Origin of the sequence: Proteiniphilum sp. (genome assembly GCF_040307845.1) — a bacterium.
GTDB lineage: Bacteria > Bacteroidota > Bacteroidia > Bacteroidales > Dysgonomonadaceae > Proteiniphilum.
Map to the genome: position 1 here is coordinate 110,260 of NZ_JAWRIS010000061.1, position 19,913 is coordinate 130,172.

12 protein-coding genes, 2 tRNA genes and 1 pseudogene are annotated in these 19,913 nt (G+C 46.5%); 12 read left to right on the plus strand and 3 right to left on the minus strand.

Annotated features, from left to right (window positions below):
- Nucleotides 1–49 precede the first annotated feature (49 nt).
- The 4 genes and pseudogenes from ABV001_RS15090 to pncB all read left to right on the plus strand — a co-directional run bounded on the left by ABV001_RS15090 (nucleotide 50) and on the right by pncB (nucleotide 5,249).
- Nucleotides 50–3,175: an efflux RND transporter permease subunit gene (locus tag ABV001_RS15090; RefSeq protein ID WP_352423574.1), complete on the plus strand. Its 3,126-nt coding sequence runs from the start codon at nucleotides 50–52 to the stop codon at nucleotides 3,173–3,175.
- A 156-nt stretch (nucleotides 3,176–3,331) separates the two neighbouring features.
- Nucleotides 3,332–3,625 carry a PG0541 family transporter-associated protein gene (locus ABV001_RS15095; RefSeq protein ID WP_352423575.1) on the plus strand — a complete coding sequence of 98 codons (294 nt, stop codon included), beginning with the start codon at nucleotides 3,332–3,334 and terminating at the stop codon, nucleotides 3,623–3,625.
- Between the two features lie 93 nt (nucleotides 3,626–3,718).
- Nucleotides 3,719–3,922 (plus strand): annotated as a pseudogene (locus ABV001_RS15100) (AAA family ATPase); the annotation flags it as partial.
- Nucleotides 3,923–4,076: 154 nt separating this feature from the next.
- On the plus strand, nucleotides 4,077–5,249 hold the full coding sequence (pncB, locus tag ABV001_RS15105; protein WP_352423576.1) for a nicotinate phosphoribosyltransferase: 1,173 nt from the start codon (nucleotides 4,077–4,079) through the stop codon (nucleotides 5,247–5,249).
- On the opposite strand, the gene ABV001_RS15110 is transcribed toward pncB, so the two are convergent.
- Together ABV001_RS15110 and coaBC are read right to left on the minus strand one after the other, a co-directional pair.
- Entirely contained in the window at nucleotides 5,250–6,944 is a 1,695-nt protein-coding gene (locus tag ABV001_RS15110; protein WP_352423577.1) for a M23 family metallopeptidase, read from the minus strand.
- 102 nt (nucleotides 6,945–7,046) lie between these two features.
- Complete coding sequence (coaBC, locus tag ABV001_RS15115) at nucleotides 7,047–8,267, minus strand: bifunctional phosphopantothenoylcysteine decarboxylase/phosphopantothenate--cysteine ligase CoaBC (RefSeq protein WP_352423696.1); 1,221 nt, start codon at nucleotides 8,265–8,267, stop codon at nucleotides 7,047–7,049.
- Between the two features lie 275 nt (nucleotides 8,268–8,542).
- Here coaBC and ABV001_RS15120 point away from each other — a divergent pair, with 275 nt between their 5' ends.
- The 4 genes from ABV001_RS15120 to ABV001_RS15135 all read left to right on the plus strand — a co-directional run bounded on the left by ABV001_RS15120 (nucleotide 8,543) and on the right by ABV001_RS15135 (nucleotide 11,394).
- Entirely contained in the window at nucleotides 8,543–8,899 is a 357-nt protein-coding gene (locus ABV001_RS15120; protein ID WP_352423578.1) for a PadR family transcriptional regulator, read from the plus strand.
- Nucleotides 8,900–8,906: 7 nt separating this feature from the next.
- Complete coding sequence (locus ABV001_RS15125) at nucleotides 8,907–10,913, plus strand: PspC domain-containing protein (protein ID WP_352423579.1); 2,007 nt, start codon at nucleotides 8,907–8,909, stop codon at nucleotides 10,911–10,913.
- A 305-nt stretch (nucleotides 10,914–11,218) separates the two neighbouring features.
- Nucleotides 11,219–11,302 (plus strand) — tRNA-Leu (locus tag ABV001_RS15130).
- A gap of 8 nt (nucleotides 11,303–11,310) precedes the next feature.
- Nucleotides 11,311–11,394, plus strand: a tRNA-Leu gene (locus tag ABV001_RS15135).
- Nucleotides 11,395–11,558: 164 nt separating this feature from the next.
- Here the strand turns inward: ABV001_RS15135 and ABV001_RS15140 are convergent.
- Nucleotides 11,559–12,446 (minus strand): helix-turn-helix domain-containing protein, encoded by an 888-nt coding sequence (locus tag ABV001_RS15140; protein ID WP_294082871.1) that lies wholly within the window; start codon nucleotides 12,444–12,446, stop codon nucleotides 11,559–11,561.
- 250 nt (nucleotides 12,447–12,696) lie between these two features.
- Between ABV001_RS15140 and ABV001_RS15145 the strand changes: the two genes are divergently transcribed.
- Genes ABV001_RS15145 through ABV001_RS15160 form a run of 4 tightly spaced genes read left to right on the plus strand, consistent with a single transcriptional unit; the run spans nucleotide 12,697 to nucleotide 19,866 of the window.
- A complete protein-coding gene (locus ABV001_RS15145) occupies nucleotides 12,697–13,752 on the plus strand; it encodes an efflux RND transporter periplasmic adaptor subunit (RefSeq protein WP_352423580.1) in 1,056 nt (351 codons plus the stop codon).
- Nucleotides 13,753–13,763: 11 nt separating this feature from the next.
- On the plus strand, nucleotides 13,764–16,898 hold the full coding sequence (locus ABV001_RS15150) for an efflux RND transporter permease subunit (protein WP_352423581.1): 3,135 nt from the start codon (nucleotides 13,764–13,766) through the stop codon (nucleotides 16,896–16,898).
- Between the two features lie 53 nt (nucleotides 16,899–16,951).
- The gene (locus ABV001_RS15155; RefSeq protein ID WP_352423582.1) at nucleotides 16,952–18,319 is read left to right on the plus strand and encodes a TolC family protein; all 1,368 of its coding nucleotides are present in this window, start codon (nucleotides 16,952–16,954) and stop codon (nucleotides 18,317–18,319) included.
- Between the two features lie 44 nt (nucleotides 18,320–18,363).
- The gene (locus ABV001_RS15160; protein WP_352423583.1) at nucleotides 18,364–19,866 is read left to right on the plus strand and encodes an NAD(P)H-hydrate dehydratase; all 1,503 of its coding nucleotides are present in this window, start codon (nucleotides 18,364–18,366) and stop codon (nucleotides 19,864–19,866) included.
- Nucleotides 19,867–19,913: the final 47 nt, after the last annotated feature.

Here is a 19,913-nt window from a genome sequence, read left to right on the forward strand (position 1 = left end):
AGGTGCCTAAGTGATTGGTTTCCAAATCCTACATCAAAAATAAAACTATATGAAGTTATATGAATCAGCAGTCAAGAATCCTGTCGGGACTTCTTTGATCTTTATTGGAATAGTGCTTATCGGGATAATGTTTTACCGGCAGCTTCCGGTAGACTTGTTGCCCGATATAGAAGTGAATATGGTGTCGGTAATGACTTCTTATCCCGGTGCAGGTGCCGAAGACGTGGAAACAAACGTTACCCGGCCTTTGGAGGATGTCTTGAACTCTACCGAAAATATCAAAGAAATTACCTCCACTTCAAAGGATGGGATATCGGTGATTATGCTCGAGTTCAATTGGGGATCGGACATGAATATCATCATGAATGATATCCGAGACAAGTTGGACCTGGTGACCAGCAATCTGCCTGACGGTGTTTCAGATCCAATGCTCTTGAAATTCAGTACCGATATGGTTCCCGTGATTATACTTTCTGCCACAGCGGACGAAAGTGCCAACGCATTGTATAAAATTCTCGACGACCAGCTCGCAGCTCCTCTCAACAGGATATCGGGTGTGGGTACGGTCTCCATCTCCGGGGCACCACAGCGTGAAGTGCAGGTAAATGTGTTCCCCGAAAAACTGGAGGCTTACAATATATCCCTGGAGCAAATCGCCCAGAAAATTGCGGCGGAAAACGTGAATATTCCTGCCGGTAATCTTGATGTGGGTTCACAAACCTATATGTTACGCCTTCAGGGAGAGTTTTCCGAGAGTAGGGAATTGGAAGGTATAGTGATTGGTGTCAGTGAAGGACAATCTGTTTATCTGAGGGATGTAGGAGTCGTGCGTGATACCGTGCAGACAAACGTGATGGAAAGTTACACCAACGGAGGCCGCAGTGCTTCCATCATGATCCAGAAACAGACAGGAGCCAACACGATGGAGATTGCGAACGCAGTGAAACAACAGCTGCCGGAATTACAGAAGAATCTCCCCCCCGATATCCAAGTGGTAACGGTAATCGACACCTCGGATAATATCAGAACCTCCATCGATAGTTTGCTTGAAACAATCGTGCTGGCCCTTCTTATTGTGGGAGTCATTGTTTTATTCTTCCTGGGCCGATGGAGGGCGACCATAATTATCATGATAGCCATTCCTATTTCCCTTATAGGTTCGTTCATATACCTCTATATCACGGGAAATACGATCAATATTATTTCATTGTCCGCCCTTTCGATATGTATCGGTATGGTGGTGGACGACGCCATCGTGGTGCTGGAGAATATTACTTCCCATATTGAACGGGGTAGCCGTCCCCGGCAAGCGGCTATTTATGGTACCGAAGAGGTGTCGCTTTCGGTGATCGCATCCACGTTGACCATTGTGGCGGCTTTCCTGCCCATGACTTTGGTAGGTGGTTTGGCAGGAGTGATGTTTAAACAGCTGGGATGGATGGTAACCATTATCATCACCCTTTCAATGATCATTGCTTTGTCGCTTACCCCCATGATGAGTGCTAAAATGATGAGATCCGCGAAGGAGGCGAAAGTAAGTAAATTCGACAAATGGTATAACAAGCGCATCATTCCGGTACTCGACAAAATAGACGTCGCTTATAGCAGGTTGGTAAATGCTGTGGTAAGAAAGCGCGGATTGGTATTGAGTGTTATCATTGGCATATTCATAGTAGGCGCTGTTGTATCGGCGATAACACTCAAAACCGAATTTATGCCGAGTTCAGACAATAATTCCATTTCAATGACCGTGGAATTACCTACCGGTACAAGGATGGAGATCACTCGTGAAGTAGGGTTACAGATCAATCAATTGATTGAAGATAAATATCCCGAGATAGAGATCAACTCGTTTACTGTGGGACAGGCCGATGAGGATAATATGTACGCATCAATGCAAGAGAACGGATCTCAGATTATGAGTTTCAATATCCGCACAAAAGAAGCCAAAGACAGGAATAGATCTATCTTTGATATCGCCGATGAGTTGCGTAAAGACCTTGGCGCCATCCCAGCCGTCAGCAATTATGTGGTAACACCCGGAGGACGCAGCTCCGGAGTGATCGGTGGCGGAAGTACGATCGACGTGAATATCTACGGGCATGACTTTGCCGAAACCGACGAGCTTGCAGCAGAAGTGGAAGCGAAATTGCAGGATGTACAAGGCTTGCGGGACCTTACTATTTCACGTAAGGATTATCGTATGGAATACCAGATAGAATTCGACAGGGAAAAGCTCTCCCTTAACGACCTGAGCATGTCAACTGCTGCCAGTGCGGTCAGAAACCGGATAAACGGATTAACGATGACCTATTTCCGTGAAGAGGGTGAAGAGTATGATATCCGTGTGCGCTACGACGAACAGTCGCGCCAGTCGATAGAAGATGTGGAAAACATCATGATATATAACCCGGCGGGTGTGGGTGTACGGGTGCGGGATTTAGGAAGGGTGGTAGAAGATTCGTCGCTGCCCGAGATCGAACGCAAAGACCGTCAGCGAATAGTGACCGTAACCGGTTCTATCTACAACCGCGCGTTGAGTGATGTGGCTACAGATGTGGGCAGTGTCATCTCATCTATGGATATCCCGATGGGAATACAAATGGAGATCGGTGGTTCCGTGGAAGACCAGGAGGAGGCATTCGGCGACCTGACCATGCTGCTTGTGATCGTTATCCTGTTAGTATATATTGTGATGGCATCCCAATTCGAGTCGCTTACTTACCCGTTTATTATCCTTCTTTCCATCCCGTTTGCGTTTATCGGCTCATTACTGTTTTTGGCCCTCACCGGCCAGCCGCTTGGTATTATGGGACTCATTGGGCTTGTCATGCTCGTGGGGATGGTAGTGAAGAACGGTATTGTACTTGTGGATTACATCAACCTGAACCGGGAGCGGGGCATGTCGATTATCACGGCCGTCGTGCATGGTGGAAAATCGAGATTACGACCTGTATTGATGACGACCTTTACCACCATACTCGGTATGGTACCACTGGCTGTGGGTACCGGTCAGGGATCTGAAATGTGGCAAACGCTTGGGATTTCCATTATAGGCGGGATGACATTTTCAACGGTTGTGACGCTTGTCCTTATTCCTGTTCTCTATGCAATCTTTGGAGGAAACGGGGTGAAACGGCAACGGAAGAAGCACCGGGAAGTATTGGTAGGTTAAAGAGTGCCTAAGTGTTTAAGTGCCTAAGTGTTTAAGTGAAAAGTTGAAAAGGTGGAAGACGAGAAGACTTGGAGAGTGGGAGACTTGGAGAAAGATTGAATAAAGATTGGTAATTGGTAATTAGTAATTTGTAATTAGTAATTTGTAATTGACAGAATGAAAGCAGTAATGATAACTTTAGACCAGGCGCACTACGATGAGATCGTGGATAACCTGGGTTCACTCAACATACGTGGGTTCACTTCATGGAAAGAAGTGCACGGAAGGGGGAGCAAGAGTGGTGAACCGCATTACGGTTCACATGCGTGGCCCTCGGTGAATAAGGCTATCCTCACTATTGTAGAGGACAGCAGGGTAAAACTGTTGTTGGACTACCTAAGGACGCTCGATGAAGAGTCGCCCAACCTGGGCCTTCGCGCCTTCGTGTGGAATATTGAGGATATGATGTGATTCTGAGAAAACTACATTAAGTCGGAAGAGGGTGTATCACAATGTGATTTCACCCTCTTTGCATTTGTACTCCTGTCGGAAAACAATCCCCACCATTTGGATGATGGGCGGTACGCGCTTATCGAATGTAAACTTGGCAGTCGGGATATAGAAGAGGGTACAGAACATCTGCCCGAATTAAAAAGACTTGTGCAGGAAAAGAATGAAAAGGAAAAGCAGGTAAGGATGCAACTTGCTGATCTACTGATTGTATTGACCGGTGATAAATTGGCTTATATACGTGAAGATGGCGTGTAGGTGATCCCCATAGGGTGTCTGAAAGATTGAATTGTCAGAGGGACACCTCAACTGGATAACTAATATACTGTATTTGGGAAGGTGGTAAAGGATTGGCTGGTATGATGAACGAAATAAGCCTGTCCGGCGTTTATCTGTAAATATTCCAAAAAATATGGCAATCATCAAAAGTATCCTCGATACAGACCTGTACAAATTTACCACCGGTTATGCCTATTCGAAGCTCTTCCCGAGAGCGTATGGCGAATTTGAATTTATTGACCGCAGCAATGGCGACTATCCCGAGGGGTTCGACCGGCTGCTGAGAAAGGAACTGGAAGAAATGACGCGCCTCGCCCTTACCAAAGAGGAAGAAGCATTTGTAAGGAAGCAGATGCCTTACCTGCCGCCCATCTATATCGATTTCCTGAAGGGATTCCGTTTCGATCCGTCGGAGGTGGAGATCACTATGGAAGGGAGCAAGCTGCATATCAAGGCGCAGGGGCTTCTCTACCGTATTACCCTTTGGGAAACCCCTATTCTGGCGACCGTTTCGGAACTCTATTTCCGTGAAACCGGTAGGTATCCCGACCTGAAATATATGGAGGAGGTGACGCTGGAGAAAGCGAAAAAGATGCGGGAACACGATCTCTCGGTCTCCCTTTTCGGGATGCGGCGGCGGTTCAGTGCTGATGTGGAGGACCGGGTGACAGGGCTGTTGAAACAGTATGCCGGTGCCAGCCTCTATGGGACGAGCAATGTCTACATGGCATTTAAGCATAACCTGAACGTATCGGGGACCCATCCGCATGAATGGGTACAGTTCCACGGATCAATTTACGGCTATAAGATGGCCAACTATATGTCGATGGAGAACTGGATCAATGTATATGATGGAGACCTGGGTACCGTACTGACCGACACCTATACTACCGATGTTTTTTTGCGTAACTTCAGTAAGAAACATGCTTCGCTCTTTACCAGCCTGCGCCAGGACAGCGGAGACCCATTGGTGTTTGTGGACAAAGTGATCCGGCGATATGAAGAATTGCGTGTCAATCCAAAACTTAAATACCTGGTTTTTTCGGACAGCCTGAATGTGGACAAAGCGATCCAGATAAAAGAATACTGCGGTGAGCGTATCGGCTCTACTTTCGGTATAGGAACCAACCTGACCGCCGATGTGGGGAACGATATCAAAGGGATGAATATCGTGATGAAGTTGTTCCGCTGCAAGATGACGCCCCGGGAGGAGTGGCAGGAATGCATCAAACTGTCGGACGTAGAGGGAAAGCATACCGGCAGCGAGCATGAGATCGCCATTGCACAAGCGGTATTAGGGTTGTAATCAATAATAAAAATTGTATTGATATTCGTTGCTGTTGCCGGCACCGTCGACAACGGTGAAAGTGAATACCTGCTCTTGCCCTCTGGTCAACCGGCTGTCATCAAACCGGTAAGTATAGACCGACGATTTGATGTCGTGCGTGAACAGTATATATTCCCCATTAATCTCTCCCCGGAATGAAGCGATGCCGCTCTTGTTATCGGTGAGCCGGATGCGGAGGCGCTTCTGACTCACCCATGAGGTGGGCTCAACAGGGGTAATTACCGGTGCGATGGTATCGGCGGAGACGGCATATCGGTCGCCCAATTCCCGGATGCCGACCGAAATACCTCCGCGGACATACTCTCCACCCACCCAGCTTTCAGAGCCGTTGTCGCTGACTTTTACGATGCCATAATTCTGTTTGTTCTGCAAGGTGTCGGTATGCATCCCGATCCATATATTTGCGCGGTCATGTAACGGCACGGGGCTGTCGTTTACCCGGTGCAGGTTGGAGTAATGGTTGGGACTTCTCGTGGAGGAGTGCGAGAAACAGATGTCATCATACAGGTTCCCTTTCGGGATTTGCAACTGAAAACCGGTATCCATATAGGTGTTATAGAGGTTCCATGCCATCCAATGGTCACATTCGGGCCTTTCGGGGATGGGACGGGGCTTCCCCTGGACCGTGAAGTGATAAGTGAGCCTGTTCCCGTAATGGTCTTCCAATTCATACCGGAAGCGATAAGGCCTCTCTTCGTTGATATCGATATATCCACTGTTCTCAGTTTCATAAAAGGGTAGCCTGTTGCCTGGTTCTATAAACGATTTCATAAAGAATGACTTGCGCTTTCTCCAGTCTTCGAAATCAACGAAAGTGTTGAGCATGCGTGTGTCTGCAAAGGAATAGCGATCTACAGTGCTGCTGAACACCTGCCGGTCGTCCACGAAAAGACGGATATGCTTTACGCCGTAGATATTATTTTGACCGTCCATCCGGTCGTACCCCTTCACACCTACGCCGATACGCCCCCATGCTTCGATCTCTCTTGGCAATGATAATGGGTTTCCTGCTTTGTCTTTGCCGATATTAAGCCTGACAGGATTGATGCTACCGTTGACTACTCCTTTTCCTGTTACGGGATAAAAGGCGATTCCCTGAAGATCCGGTTTCCGGGTGTCGGAGATATCCGGCAGGAATTCCAATGCGTCCATCGGTTCTTCGGTTTGGGTGTCCCGTATTTCAAAATGGAGGTGAGGACCGCCGGAACCGCCGGTGTTACCACTCAAGGCAATCTGTTCTCCCTTTTTTACAGGCAAGAGTCCCGGCTCCGGATAGAGGGTGACACTGAACCGCTCCAGCTGGTATTGTTGTTCCTTTACCCATTCGTCAATCTCTTTGGAAAAACTGTTGAGGTGGGCATAGACGCTGGTATGGCCGGTAGATGGATGGTCTACATAGAGCGCCAGTCCGTAACCTCCCGGTGAGATGCTGATGCGGGACACGTATCCATCCTCGATAGCGACGATGGGCTTGTCGACCACCTGTTGTGTTTTGAAGTCGATCCCCGAATGGAAGTGGTTGTTCCTCAACTCACCAAAGTTCGCGCTGAGAGCAGGTGAGATGGTCACGGGATTTCTATACTGCTGTGAATAGGATAGGAGGGTGTGGCAGGAAAACAGGAAAAGTACAAGTTGTAGTTTGAATGGACACATTATATAAAACTAAAAACTAAGAATTAAAAATTAAGAGTGAAAAGTGAAAAATTAAAAATTAAAAGTGAAAAACTTGGAACTACGATTTGCAACTTTCCATTCTCAATTGTCCATTGTCAATTTTCCATTGCCGAAGGCATTATCAACAATATCCTTGGCTACTTCATCTTTTGATTTTAGTGCAAACGATTGTTTTTCGCCGTTGCGGGAGAGGATGGTTACTTTGTTCGTGTCGTGCCCGAAGCCGGCTCCCGGGTCGTTCAGAGAATTGAGTACAATGTAATCGAAGTTTTTCTCCTCCATTTTCTTCATCGCGTTGTGCTCTTCGTCATTGGTCTCCAACGCAAAACCAATGGTGAGTTGCCCCGGTTCTTTTATCTTCCCGAGCGAAGCCGCGATATCGGGATTGGAAATTAACGAAAGAGTGAATTTCTCCTTCCCTGATCGTTTTATCTTCTCTTCACTCTTCTGTTCCGGACGGTAGTCGGCTACGGCAGCTGAAAGGATGGCTGCGTCCATCTGCGGGAAATTTTGTAAAGCGGCATCGTACATTTCGGCGGCCGACTCTACATTCACCCTTACTATATTGGGATGAGAAGCCGACAAGGCTGAGGGACCCGTGATCAGGATCACTTCCGCACCCCGTGAAGCGCACTCTTCCGCCAAGGCAAACCCCATTTTCCCCGAAGAGAAATTGCCGATGAAACGCACCGGGTCTATCCGTTCGTATGTCGGCCCGGCAGTGATCATGATTTTCTTTTTCTCGAGATCATGGCCGGTCGCGAAGAACTGTTCCAGCGTGGCCACGATATTTTCCGGCTCTTCCATCCTGCCTTTGCCTTCAAGATGGCTGGCCAATTCACCTTCGGCGGCATCGATGATATATATCCCGTCGCCCCTTAGTTTCTCGATATTGCGTTGGGTGGAGATATGCCGGTACATGTCCAGATCCATGGCAGGTGCCAGGAAAACAGGTGCCTTCATTGAAAGATAAGTGGTCACCAGCATATTGTCCGCGATGCCGTTGGCCATCTTGCCAATGGTGGCAGCCGTCGCCGGTGCTACGATCATCAGATCGGCCCACAATCCCAAATCAACATGGCTATGCCAGGTGCCGTCACCCGACGTGAAGAATTCACTGATCACCGGCCGTCCCGACAGCGCGGAGAGTGTCACCGGAGTAATGAACTCTTTTCCGGCGGACGTGATCACGATCTGTACTTCTGCACCTTTCTTTACCAGCAGTCGGGTGAGAATGGCCGATTTATAGGCCGCTATGCTTCCTGTGATCCCTAATACAATATGTTTTCCCTGAAGCGACATGTTTGTTGATTCGATGATTTGTTGATTCGATGATTTGTTGATCCCGATAAATCGGGACGAGTCGAGTATTGATAATTCCGGCAGGTAATCCTGATTTCCTGACCGACGCGATGAAAACAATGCAAAAGTAACAAGAATCAGGCTCGAAATAGCTTCTTTTTACCTGCATTTATCAATTTTGATGTTAAATAAATTAAAATATGCAATAATATTTGGTACTTTGTATTGCATAATACCTTGCTTTGATTATCTTTGCAGTATTAAATGATACAGAGATGAATATTGAAAATACGCAAAGCCAGATGCGGAAAGGAGTACTGGAATATTGTATTCTTTCCATCATCAGAAGGAGCGAAGCCTATCCCGGAGATATTATCGATGAGATGAAGGACGCGGGATTGCAGCTTTTGGAGGGGACCCTTTATCCTCTGCTCAATCGCTTGAAGAATGCAGGCATACTCACTTACCGGTGGGTGGAAAGTACTTCGGGGCCTCCGCGAAAATATTTCCGTCTGACGGAGAAAGGAGACCAGTTTTACATCCTCCTGCAGGCCACATGGAACGAGTTAGCGACGGGAGTTGATACCCTTATGCAAAAAGGGGACGGTTCAGATAAAAATCAATCAGAATAGAATCCATATGAAGAAAGTAATCAACATTAATTTTCAGGGTCAGGTGATTGCCATTGAGGAAACTGCTTACGAGATACTCAAGCAGTATATCGGCAGTCTTAAGATCTATTTTTCGCGGGAAGAGGGTGGCGATGAGATTGTGAACGACATCGAATGCCGTATCGCCGAACTGTTCGGTAATCGGTTGAAGCACGGTATCAGTTGCATCACTGATGAAGATGTGAAAGCAATTATCGACAGTATCGGCAGGCCGCAGGAATTTGATTCGGATTACGAAGAGGAATTTGTTTCGGATCAGAAACCCTCATCTTCCCAGTCGGGTACCGGAAACCCTGGGGGATCCAAAAATGAGACCTGGCCAGCAGGAGGCGAACGCCAGGGTCTGTACAGGAATGCCAGCGACCAGATCATCGGCGGCGTTTGTAGCGGATTGGCACACTATTTCAAGACCGACCCCGTGTGGATACGGCTTCTCTTTGTGTTATTCTTCGGATTTCTTTTTTGGGTATACATTGTATTATGGATTGTCTTAAAACCTAAAATGTTGGAATCGAATGTTTCCAAGCGGCTTTACCGGAATCCCAACGATCGCTTTATAGGTGGGGTATGCGGCGGTATTGCAGCCTATTTCCGGATAGACTCATGGATACCCCGACTCCTGTTTCTTACCCCGCTTGTTTTAAATATGATCGGGATGGTCTCCATTTTTCCGTTGAACCGGATCTTTGATAATGTGGGTTTCAACTGGAATATCAACTCGGGTCTGGTGGTGGCCTATGTTGTCCTTTGGGCAATTATTCCTGCGGCAAAGACCGTAAAGCAGAAACTGGAGATGATGGGTGAAGAGGATTATATCCGCTCCATCAGGGAAAAAGTAACCGATAATGTAGCGAGCTCAAGGAGCCGTGCCGGCAACGAGGGGAATTTTCGTCCGTCGGTAGAGAAAAAAGAAAACTTCCATTCCGCAGAGCCGGTGATTAAAGATGAAGGGGGGGAAACACCAGAGGTAGAAGAGATGCCGCCCGTACCACCTGTTACGGAACATCGTAGCACAACTGTATCCCCGCCTGAACGCTCGGGCTGCCTGAATACATTGGTGATATTTCTGAAAATCATTTTCTTCTCTGTGGTCGGGATCTTCCTGTTGGTACTGATTGGCCTGTTTATCGCATTATTGGTAACAGGTACACACCTGTCGCCGTTGAAATCGCTGTTTATCGCCCCGGGTTATGAAACCACATTGCTCTATACCGCATTGGGATTGCTCTTTGTCGTTCCTATCATTGCTGTAGTTACGTGGATTATACGCCGTGCAATGAAAGCCAGGTCACGTCCTGCTATCGGTATTATCGCCTCTGTACTCTGGATTGCCGGCCTGGTAATTTCAGGAGTACTGGGGACAAGAATAGCGAATAAGTTCAATGTGGAAAGCTCCAGCGAAAGAACGGTCTCTCTTGCGCCCGTTACATCCGGCAAGATGTATGTGGATATGCTGCCCTATGGTGAGGATTATGCTGAATTCAGGACCTCAAGGGAGGTTTACGGTATAGATTTCGGGTTGCATTCCGAATTCGACGAACTGCCTTATAGCACGATCAATGAAGATTCACTCCTTTTCGACAATATCAACCTGCAAATCGGAAAAAGCAGCGATTCATTATTCCATGTGCGGGTCATATCTGCCATACACGGCAAAGACCTTCGTTCTGCCAAAGCCGATTTGGCGCAGTTCTCTTATGATATTGTACAGAAAGACTCCCTGCTACTGCTTCCGGAATTTTTGTCGGTGCCGGTAGGGCAGGGATTCAGGGATCAGAGCGTCACCGTGGAGATATCGGTGCCGGCGGGCAAAACCATTGAGATGAGTGAAGCATTGCGGGATTACAAGGATAACAGGCCCCCGGCCGTTGTACGCAAGAGGATCAGGAATTACTCACGCAATACCAATTATCTGCCGGTGAATGTATCTGACGAAGGTGAGGCTTACATAACATTCACTACTGATTCAATATAAATAACTTTCTCAATCTACTCTGCTTGACTTTTCATTGTGAGTTGGAAGGCCGTTCCCCCTGTGGAGCGGTTTTCCTTTTTAGATTTAAATTCACCAAAATTTGAATTTTACAAACGATTAGAGTAAATCCACACTTATGGTTGAATCTGCGTTTAAAATTAATTTTTAAAATATTCGTTCAGCTATAAAAAAACTATTATCTTTGCATCCGCAATTCAGGAACTGGCGGTTCACATAGCTGTAGGCCATGCTTTCGGATAGCGACGGGCAGAGGCCTGTTTTTTTCTATTTGAATTGATGATAACGCCCAGATGGCGAAATTGGTAGACGCGCTAGTTTCAGGGACTAGTGTTGGTAACAACGTGCAGGTTCGAGTCCTGTTCTGGGCACCGCATAAGCGCAGGTGGTGAAATTGGTATACACGCTACTTTGAGGGGGTAGTGCCGGTTACGGCGTGTGAGTTCGAGTCTCATCCTGCGCACTCTTAAATCGAAAATATTTTAATTGTCAGTAAGTTATCTGCTTAGTTCCTATTTACAGTGAATTTTCAGTACTGCACGGATCTGTAAATATCAGTAAAAAAATTTTCGCTTCAAACTTGGTATTAGCCGATTTAAAATCAAAAAATCGGTACACTTGAGATGACTATCCACTTTCCCGGTATTGGATAGGAGAGATGCCTGTTCTTTTTTTAAAATAACTGCCAAAAAATGAAGCATTGGGGAAATTCAGCTTTTCTGATATCTGTAAGACTGTCAGGTTGGAGCTTTTCAACATCGCTTTGGCTTCCATGATGACCATTTCGTCGATCCATTGCGAAACCGATTTTCCACTGACCTCCCTGATTATTTTTGATAAATATTTGGGCGTAAGGAACATTTTATCCGCGTAGAATTTAATACTTCTTTCCTGCCTGTGAAACTGGAATAATAATCCTATAAAATGTGTCAAGTGCTTTTCACTACGGGATAAGGCTTTACCGTTTTGGGTTATTTCGTAAGTGTTCAGCAATTGAAGCACCTCGTATACAAGCGTATGCAATAAACTCTTGGTTATTTCTTCCCGGTACAGGTGATCCTCCCTTTTGTATTTTTTTACGATGAATGCATGGAAATCGAGCAGGTTTAACATTTCCTCTTCCTTAATCTTCAGGCAAGTGATTTTTCCTATTTGCTCAAAAAGATCTGTCTCGGCAATTAGTTTAAAGTCAGAAACAAAGTCGAAAGAAATAAAAATAAACTCTACTAACCAGTCATCGCTGTAATCACATATTTCCAGCAAATAATTAGGCAAAAGCGTAATAATCATATTCGGTTCGATATGATACTCCTGGAGATTTATTTTTACGCGGGCGTTTCCCCTTACACAAATTGCCAGGGCAATGTCCTCTATTATATTGGGATGTTGAAAATCAAAAGAGTAGTCTTTTATCCGGGCTCCGTTATCCGAAAGGATGAAATTTTTCACCCCGGTTATCGGAGCTTGTCTGGATACATCTTCCAACGAAATTCTTCCATATCTACCTTTATTCATAAACCTGATAGTTGTTATCCATTTGGCTATAAAACAAATAAACAGATGCTACACTGGACTGCAAATATAGCGAAAGCCGAGAGAATGCCAAACTTGTTTGAGCATTTCCGAGGCACATCCTACTATTATGTAAATATAGTGAATTGGGCGTTAGAAAAATATAAAAGCGATATTTTGAACATAATTGACGAATATTTGATTTCCTTCCTTATACTTAATTGGCGCACCTTTACACCCAAAAAGCAGTATTATGAATAAAACCGGGTTTATTTCAGGGAGCATTTGCTTACTGATATTGGCTATGCATGTGTCTTGTTCCTCAAAAACGGAAGACAGGACGGATTCGAAGAGTGTACGGGTTAAGGTACAGAAGATAGCATACAGCGACGGTACCTATACAACAGAATACGTAGGGACTGTAGAGAGTGAGAATTCCGTGAATGTCAGTTTTCTGACAATGGGTACTATTGAACAGATGACTGTGCAGGAGGGGGAGGCCGTTCAAAAAGGGCAACTCCTGGCAAAGCTGAATACAAGTTCGGCGGAAAATATGTATAATATAGCGAAATCAACGCTTAACCGGGCCCGGGACGGGTACGACCGCTTGTCGGCCCTGCATGAGAACAATAGCCTTCCCGAAGTGCAATATGTGGAAGTAAAGACAGCATTGGAGCAAGCCGAGTCGGCGGAAAAAATTGCCCTCAAGAATCTGGAAGATTGTAATTTATATGCGCCCTACTCAGGCGTTATAGGCAAACGTTACCTGGAAACGGGAGCCAATGTGTCACCCGGCATACCGGTTTATAGTATAATGAATATAAATTCCATAAAAATAAAGATCGCGATACCCGAGCGTGAAATATCATCCGTCAGGACGGGCGGGAAAAGTCATATCGTTGTCCCGGCGCTTAACGACCGCTCGTTTGAAGGAAAGGTTATCGAAAAAGGCGTGACGGCGCATCCCATATCGCATACCTACGACATAAAAGTGCAAGTGGAAAACAAAGGCCATCAACTGTTGCCGGGCATGGTTTGCAAGGCTTACCTGACAAGTGGTGACGGTCCGGAAGACGACGCATGGAAAAATATTGTCGTGCCGCTTAAATCCGTTCAGTTGGATCATTCCGGGAAACACTTCGTCTGGTTGGTGGATGAAGAAGGAAAAGCATTTCAGCGTGAAGTAAGCGTCGGCAGTTTTATCGGTAATGGCATCACTGTTACCGGCGGACTGCATGAAGGCGATATACTTATTACGGAAGGTTATCGAAATGTGAGTCCGGGAGCAATGGTTGATGTGGTAGAATAAATAACGGGGAAATGGAAAAGAAGGCAACAATTATAGACTGGACGATGAAATATAACAGGTTAGTCCTGCTTTTCGTGACAGTATTCATCGTTTTTGGTATTTATGCGCTGGTGGAAATGCCCAAGCGTGAATTTCCGTCAGTCACCATTCGCCAGGGCGTTGTGGTTGGCGTATACCCCGGTGCAACTTCCGCCGAAGTGGAAGAGCAATTGGCCAAACCACTCGAAAACTTTTTATTCACCTATAAAGAGGTGAAAAAAGCAAAAACATACTCCCAGTCTAAAGATGGAATGGTATATGTCTTTGTTGAACTGAATGATGATGTCTATAATAAAGATGAAGTCTGGTCGAAAATAAAGCATGGTTTGACAACCTTTAAAATGCAATTGCCCTCGGGCGTACTGGCATTGATCGCCAACGATGACTTTGGCGACACATCGGCATTGCTGATCACTCTTGAATCCGATACGAAAACCTATCGTCAGCTCGAAGAACAAATCGAGATATTGGAAGGAAAACTCCGTTCCATCGAATCGGTCTCCAACTTGCGGCGTTACGGTACACAAAAGGAACAGATCAGCATTTACATCGAAAAAGAAAAACTGGCGACTTATGGCATCAGTGTCCTCAATCTCTATCAAACGTTGACTACCAAGGGTCTTATTACACTCTCAGGTAATATTGACAACAAAGATATGGTTGTGCCGATCCATATTGAACGTCCCTATCTGTCTGAAAAGGACATCGAGGAGCAAATCATCTATTCGGATGCCGGAGGCAATCATATCCGTCTGAAAGATATAGCCCGGGTAGTGCGGGAATACCCAAAGCCGGACAGTTACATTACCAACAACGGGAAAAAGTGCCTGGTACTCTCCACTGAAATGAGGGAAGGATACAACATTGTCCAATACGGAAAAGATGTGGATGTAGTCCTCCGGGAGTTTCAGGAAAGCTTGCCGGAGGATGTCGGCATCTACCGGATCGCCGACGAACCTAAGGTGGTGAATAGTTCAGTATCCAATTTCCTGCAGGAACTGTTGTTGGCGATAACGGCGGTCATGCTGGTGGTTGTCATACTGCTTCCGTTGAGGGTTGCCGCCGTATCAGCCTCGTCTATTCCAATCACCATTTTCATTGCGTTGGGTACTTTGTTTATCGCAGGTTTCGAACTCAATATCGTAACGCTGGCAGCACTGATAGTGACACTGGGAATGATCGTGGACAACTCGGTGGTGATCGTGGACAGTTACCTTGAAAAACTGAATCAGGGGGTGTCCCGCAAAGAAGCAGCCGCAGAAAGCGCCAAAGAATATGTGAAGGCGATAGCGTCGGCCACCTTAGCCATTTGTTTTGCATTCCTTCCGTTCTTATTTGTGGTGAGCGGGCTCATTCACGATTTTATCGTGGCATTCCCTTGGACAATACTTCTCACCCTGAGTATATCATGGGCTGTCGCCATACTCGTTATTCCTTTCCTGCAATACTTCTTCATACGAAAAGGATTACGGCCGGGAAAAGACGAAAAACCCAAAAAGGGGACAATCATGCTGGAAAAACTACAGGGCGGTTACGAGTGGTTGCTGGCGAAGGTGTTCAGGTTTCCCAAATTGTCGATAGTTATTACTGTGGCAGCCATTGCGGCCGGTATCATCATCTTTATGAATATACCCCTGAAGCTGCTTCCCATTGCCGAACGTGACCAGTTCGCCGTGGAGATATACCTGCCCGGGGGAAGTTCCCTGGAACAGACCGAAGCGGTAAGCAGGGATATGGAGGCAATATTGCGCGCGGATGAACGGGTTGTTTCGGTGACTGCTTTTTACGGCGCAGGGTCACCGCGTTTCCATACAGTCTACGCCCCAAAAATAGGAGGTCCCAATTTTGCACAATTTATTGTGAATACCACATCGAATCGCGATACGGAAAAGATACTGGATGAGTATGCCGATAAATATGCCCATTATTACCCGAATGCATTCGTCAAATTCAAGCAGTTGGAATACGTGGCGGTAGATGCCGATGTGGAGATCCGCCTGGCGGGAGACGATATTCCCGATCTGAAACAATTTGCGGATACATTGATGGCCGAATTAAACAAATTGGAGGAGCCTGTCAGGATATATACCAGTTTTGAGGAGCCCCTGCCGGGTATCAAAATTTCGGTAGACCCCATCGAGGCGAACCGTCTGGGAATAAGTGAAGCCATACTGGGGATAAATCTGGCATCACGGTTTGCCGATGTGCCGATCACCACCGTCTGGGAAAATGATTATTCCTTGCCGGTAGTCCTCAAATCGAAGTCGACAGAGGTGGAAGCGGCAGATGTCGCCAACGAATATGTTTCAGGGATACTTTCTCCTGCCGTGCCCCTACGCCAGATAGCCCACGTATCGCCTGACTGGAACGAAGGGCAAATCGTAAGAAGGAACGGCATCAGGACCCTGTCTGTCTATGTGGACCTGAAAAGGGGTGAAGATGTAAGCAGCGTACAGTCGAAAGTGGAAACCATTGTCGGAGATATCGCCGGCACAGCATTATCCGAAGGTATTTCCATCTCTTACGGCGGGGTGGAGGAGTTTAATGACGAAAACCTGCCCGGAATAGTGAGAGGACTGATAATGGCTGCTGCTATCATGTTCCTGGTGATGGTCTTCCACTTTAAGAAGGTCAGCCTTTCCGTCCTGGTGTTGGTGTCGATGTCATTCAGCATCTTCGGGGTTGCGTTGGGGATGAATATAGCGGGTCTTCCCATCAGCGCCACAGCCATATTGGGTATGGTGAGCCTGATAGGGATTATTGTCCGCAACGGTATCATCATGTATGATTATACGGAAGAGCTCAGACGCACACAACATAAAACAGTGCGCGAAGCAGCTATCTTATCCGGTCAGCGCAGGATGCGCCCTATATTCCTTACATCTGCTGCCGCGTCGATGGGTGTGATACCGATGATTATCAGTCAAAGCCCGCTGTGGTATCCTATGGGTACGGTTATCTTTTCAGGGACAATCGTCTCGATGATATTTGTGGTCACTATCCTTCCCCTGGCTTATTGGTTGGTGTACCGGCATAAAGATAAAGAGGATCACCCATCTTCCATTCCCGAAGATGTAGAGGCATGTCCCGAAGATGCAGAGGCATGAAACGAACCCTCTCTCTGAAATGAAAAAATTACACAAAGACATGGTTAATTAATATGAAAAAAAGATATATTGCTCCGATAATAATCCTTTGCGCCTTCACAGGAACAATCCAATTGAAGGCACAGGCAAAATACAGCCTCGATGATTGTAAAAAAATGGCTTTGGAGTATAATCGCTCCATAAAAAACAGCCGTTTGGAAATTGAAGCCGCAAAACAAACAAAAAAGAATGCCTTTACCGGTTATTTCCCCAAAGTGAGTGCCACCGGCATGGGTTTTCGTTTTAGTGACCCCTTACTCGAGTACAATATGCCGGGAGGCGACCTGCCGGTGTATGATGGCAATCCTGCCAACCTTCCCGGTGCCACCCAATTCGCTTATTTTCCGGGTATTTCACTTTCATTACTGGATAAGGCTAATATTGCTGCTGTTACCGCCGTGCAACCACTCTATGCCGGCGGACGCATCGTTACCGGTAATAAGTTGGCCCAACTGGGGGTTAACGTCAACCAAAGCAGGCTTATACTATCCAAAAGCGAAGTCCTGCTGCAAACCGAAGAGCAATACTGGGGCATTGTGTCACTGAACGAAAAGCTGAGAACCCTGCACCTGGCTGAGGGGCTGCTCGATACCGTGTACAAGCAGGCGAACGATTCTTATCGGGCGGGATTGATAAACCGGAACGATGTGATGAAAGTATCCATCAGGCAAAGTGAAATGAGAATGAACCGGCTTAAGCTCGAAAATGGGATCAGGCTTGCAATGATGGCCTTCAGTCAGCATATCGGGTTGGCGTATGATTCGACTATGGTTTTGTCCGATACCCTTGTCGCCAGCCAAAGTCCGGACGAAGTATACCTGGATGCCGGTCAGGCTTTGTTTCACCGCGAAGAATATAAGCTACTGCAAAAGAGTGTGGAAGCAGAGGAACTGCAGACCCGGTTGAAGATCGGGGAATATTTGCCTGAGGTAGGCGTTGGTGTAGGGGCGGTATACTATGATTATGATTTTAGTAATAACAAAGGTACATCCAATACAATGGTATTTGCATCCGTAAAGATTCCCATTTCCGATTGGTGGGGCGCTTCCCATGCCATAAAAGAAAAAAAGTTTAAGGAACAGATTGTTCGTAACAATAGCCGGAATGGTGAGGAATTGCTTTTATTGCAGATACAGAAAGCGTGGAACGAGCTTAATGAAGCATACAAGCAAATAGAAGTGGCGAATGAAACCGTGGCCCAGGCCGAAGAGAACCTGAGGATCAATAGTGACAATTACAAGAACGGCATTGTGAATATTTCCGATATGCTCGAAGCACAAATGATACTCCAGCAGACAAGAGACGAACTGACTGATGCCCGGTCGGGCTATAAAATCAAGCTTGTCACTTATTTGCAGGTAACCGGACGGTATGAATTGTAAAATAATTTACTATATTTATATCCTGAATTGAATATTGTACTTATATGAAGATCCTTACATCGGCACAGATCAGGAAGATAGACGCAGAAACAATATCAAGGGAGGGAATACCGTCGCTTGAGTTGATGAAACGTGCTGCGACGGCATTCTTTCACTTTTTTGCGGAGAAATACACGGATAGGGACAGTTCCGTAATTATCTTTGCCGGGGTGGGTAATAACGGAGGGGACGCATTGGTAGTCGCCCGTTTATTACATAAGGCGGGTTATCCGGTAAAAGCTTATATGGTGGAATTCAGTAATCGGTATACCGAAGACTGTGCCCATAATGTCCGCCGCATGAAAGCAGAAAATATCTCCTATAAAAAAATTGTGGAAAAAGGAGATATTCCCGATCTGTCACCCTTCGATGTGGTAATCGACGGTATATTCGGTACGGGATTGTCACGTGAAGTGGATGGCGTGGCCGCCGAAGTGATTGCACGGATCAACGGGAGCGGAAAAAAGGTGATCAGCATCGATGTGCCAAGCGGGTTGTTTGCGGACCGGAAAACGGAGTTCGCAGTGAAAGCGACCGAAACCGCGACTTTCCAGATTCCTAAACTGGCATTGTATCTGCCGGAAAATGCCGCTTTTACCGGGAATGTACAGATCGTACCAATAGGCCTGAGCGAAGAAGCTGTTGCTGAAGCTGAGACGGATACCTACCTGACGGAGAAGAAGGATATCAGGGGGATGCTGAAACCGCTTCCCAAATTTGCCCATAAAGGTACGCAGGGACATGCGCTGGTCATTGGTGGGAGCCTGGGTAAATGCGGATCGGTCTCCCTTGCTGCGAAAGCTGCCCTTAAAACCGGTTGTGGATTGGTCACCGCCTATTTGCCCAAATGTGGAGTGATACCTATACAGTCCAATTTCCCTGAAGCAATGGCCCTTGAGGATAAGGGGATGGAACATATCACTTCCATAGATTACGATCTGAAACCGGATGCCGTTGGTATCGGTATGGGGATGGGATTGCATGAAGAAACAGAGCAGGCGCTGTATTCTTTCCTCCTGAAAAGCAGGGGCCCGTTGGTGGTGGATGCCGACGCATTGAATATCCTTTCCCGCTATCCTGATTGGCTCACCCTCCTGCCAAAAGGAACCATCCTGACCCCCCATCCTAAAGAGCTTCAGCGGCTGATCGGTGGATGGTGCGATGATTATGATAAGATCGGAAAAACAAGATTGTTTGCGCGAAAATATAATGTGGTCGTAATCGTAAAGGGAGCTTATTCACTGGTTATCGATCAAAAAGAAATGTATCTGAACAACAGTGGGACGCCGGCACTGGCTACGGCAGGAAGCGGGGACGTGCTGACCGGCATGGTCACCAGCCTGCTGGCACAGGGTTACCAACCGTTTGTGGCAGCCCGGATAGGAGTTTTCCTGCATGGAATGACTGCCGATATTACCGGAGACACCATTCATCCCCGTAGTTTCGTGGCTTCGGATATCATTGAAAATATAGGAAATGCCTACCGGAGTTTAGAAAAAAAACAGTGATGCGTTTGTGATTTACGAATTAATTATGTAATTTTGCACCTCAATTT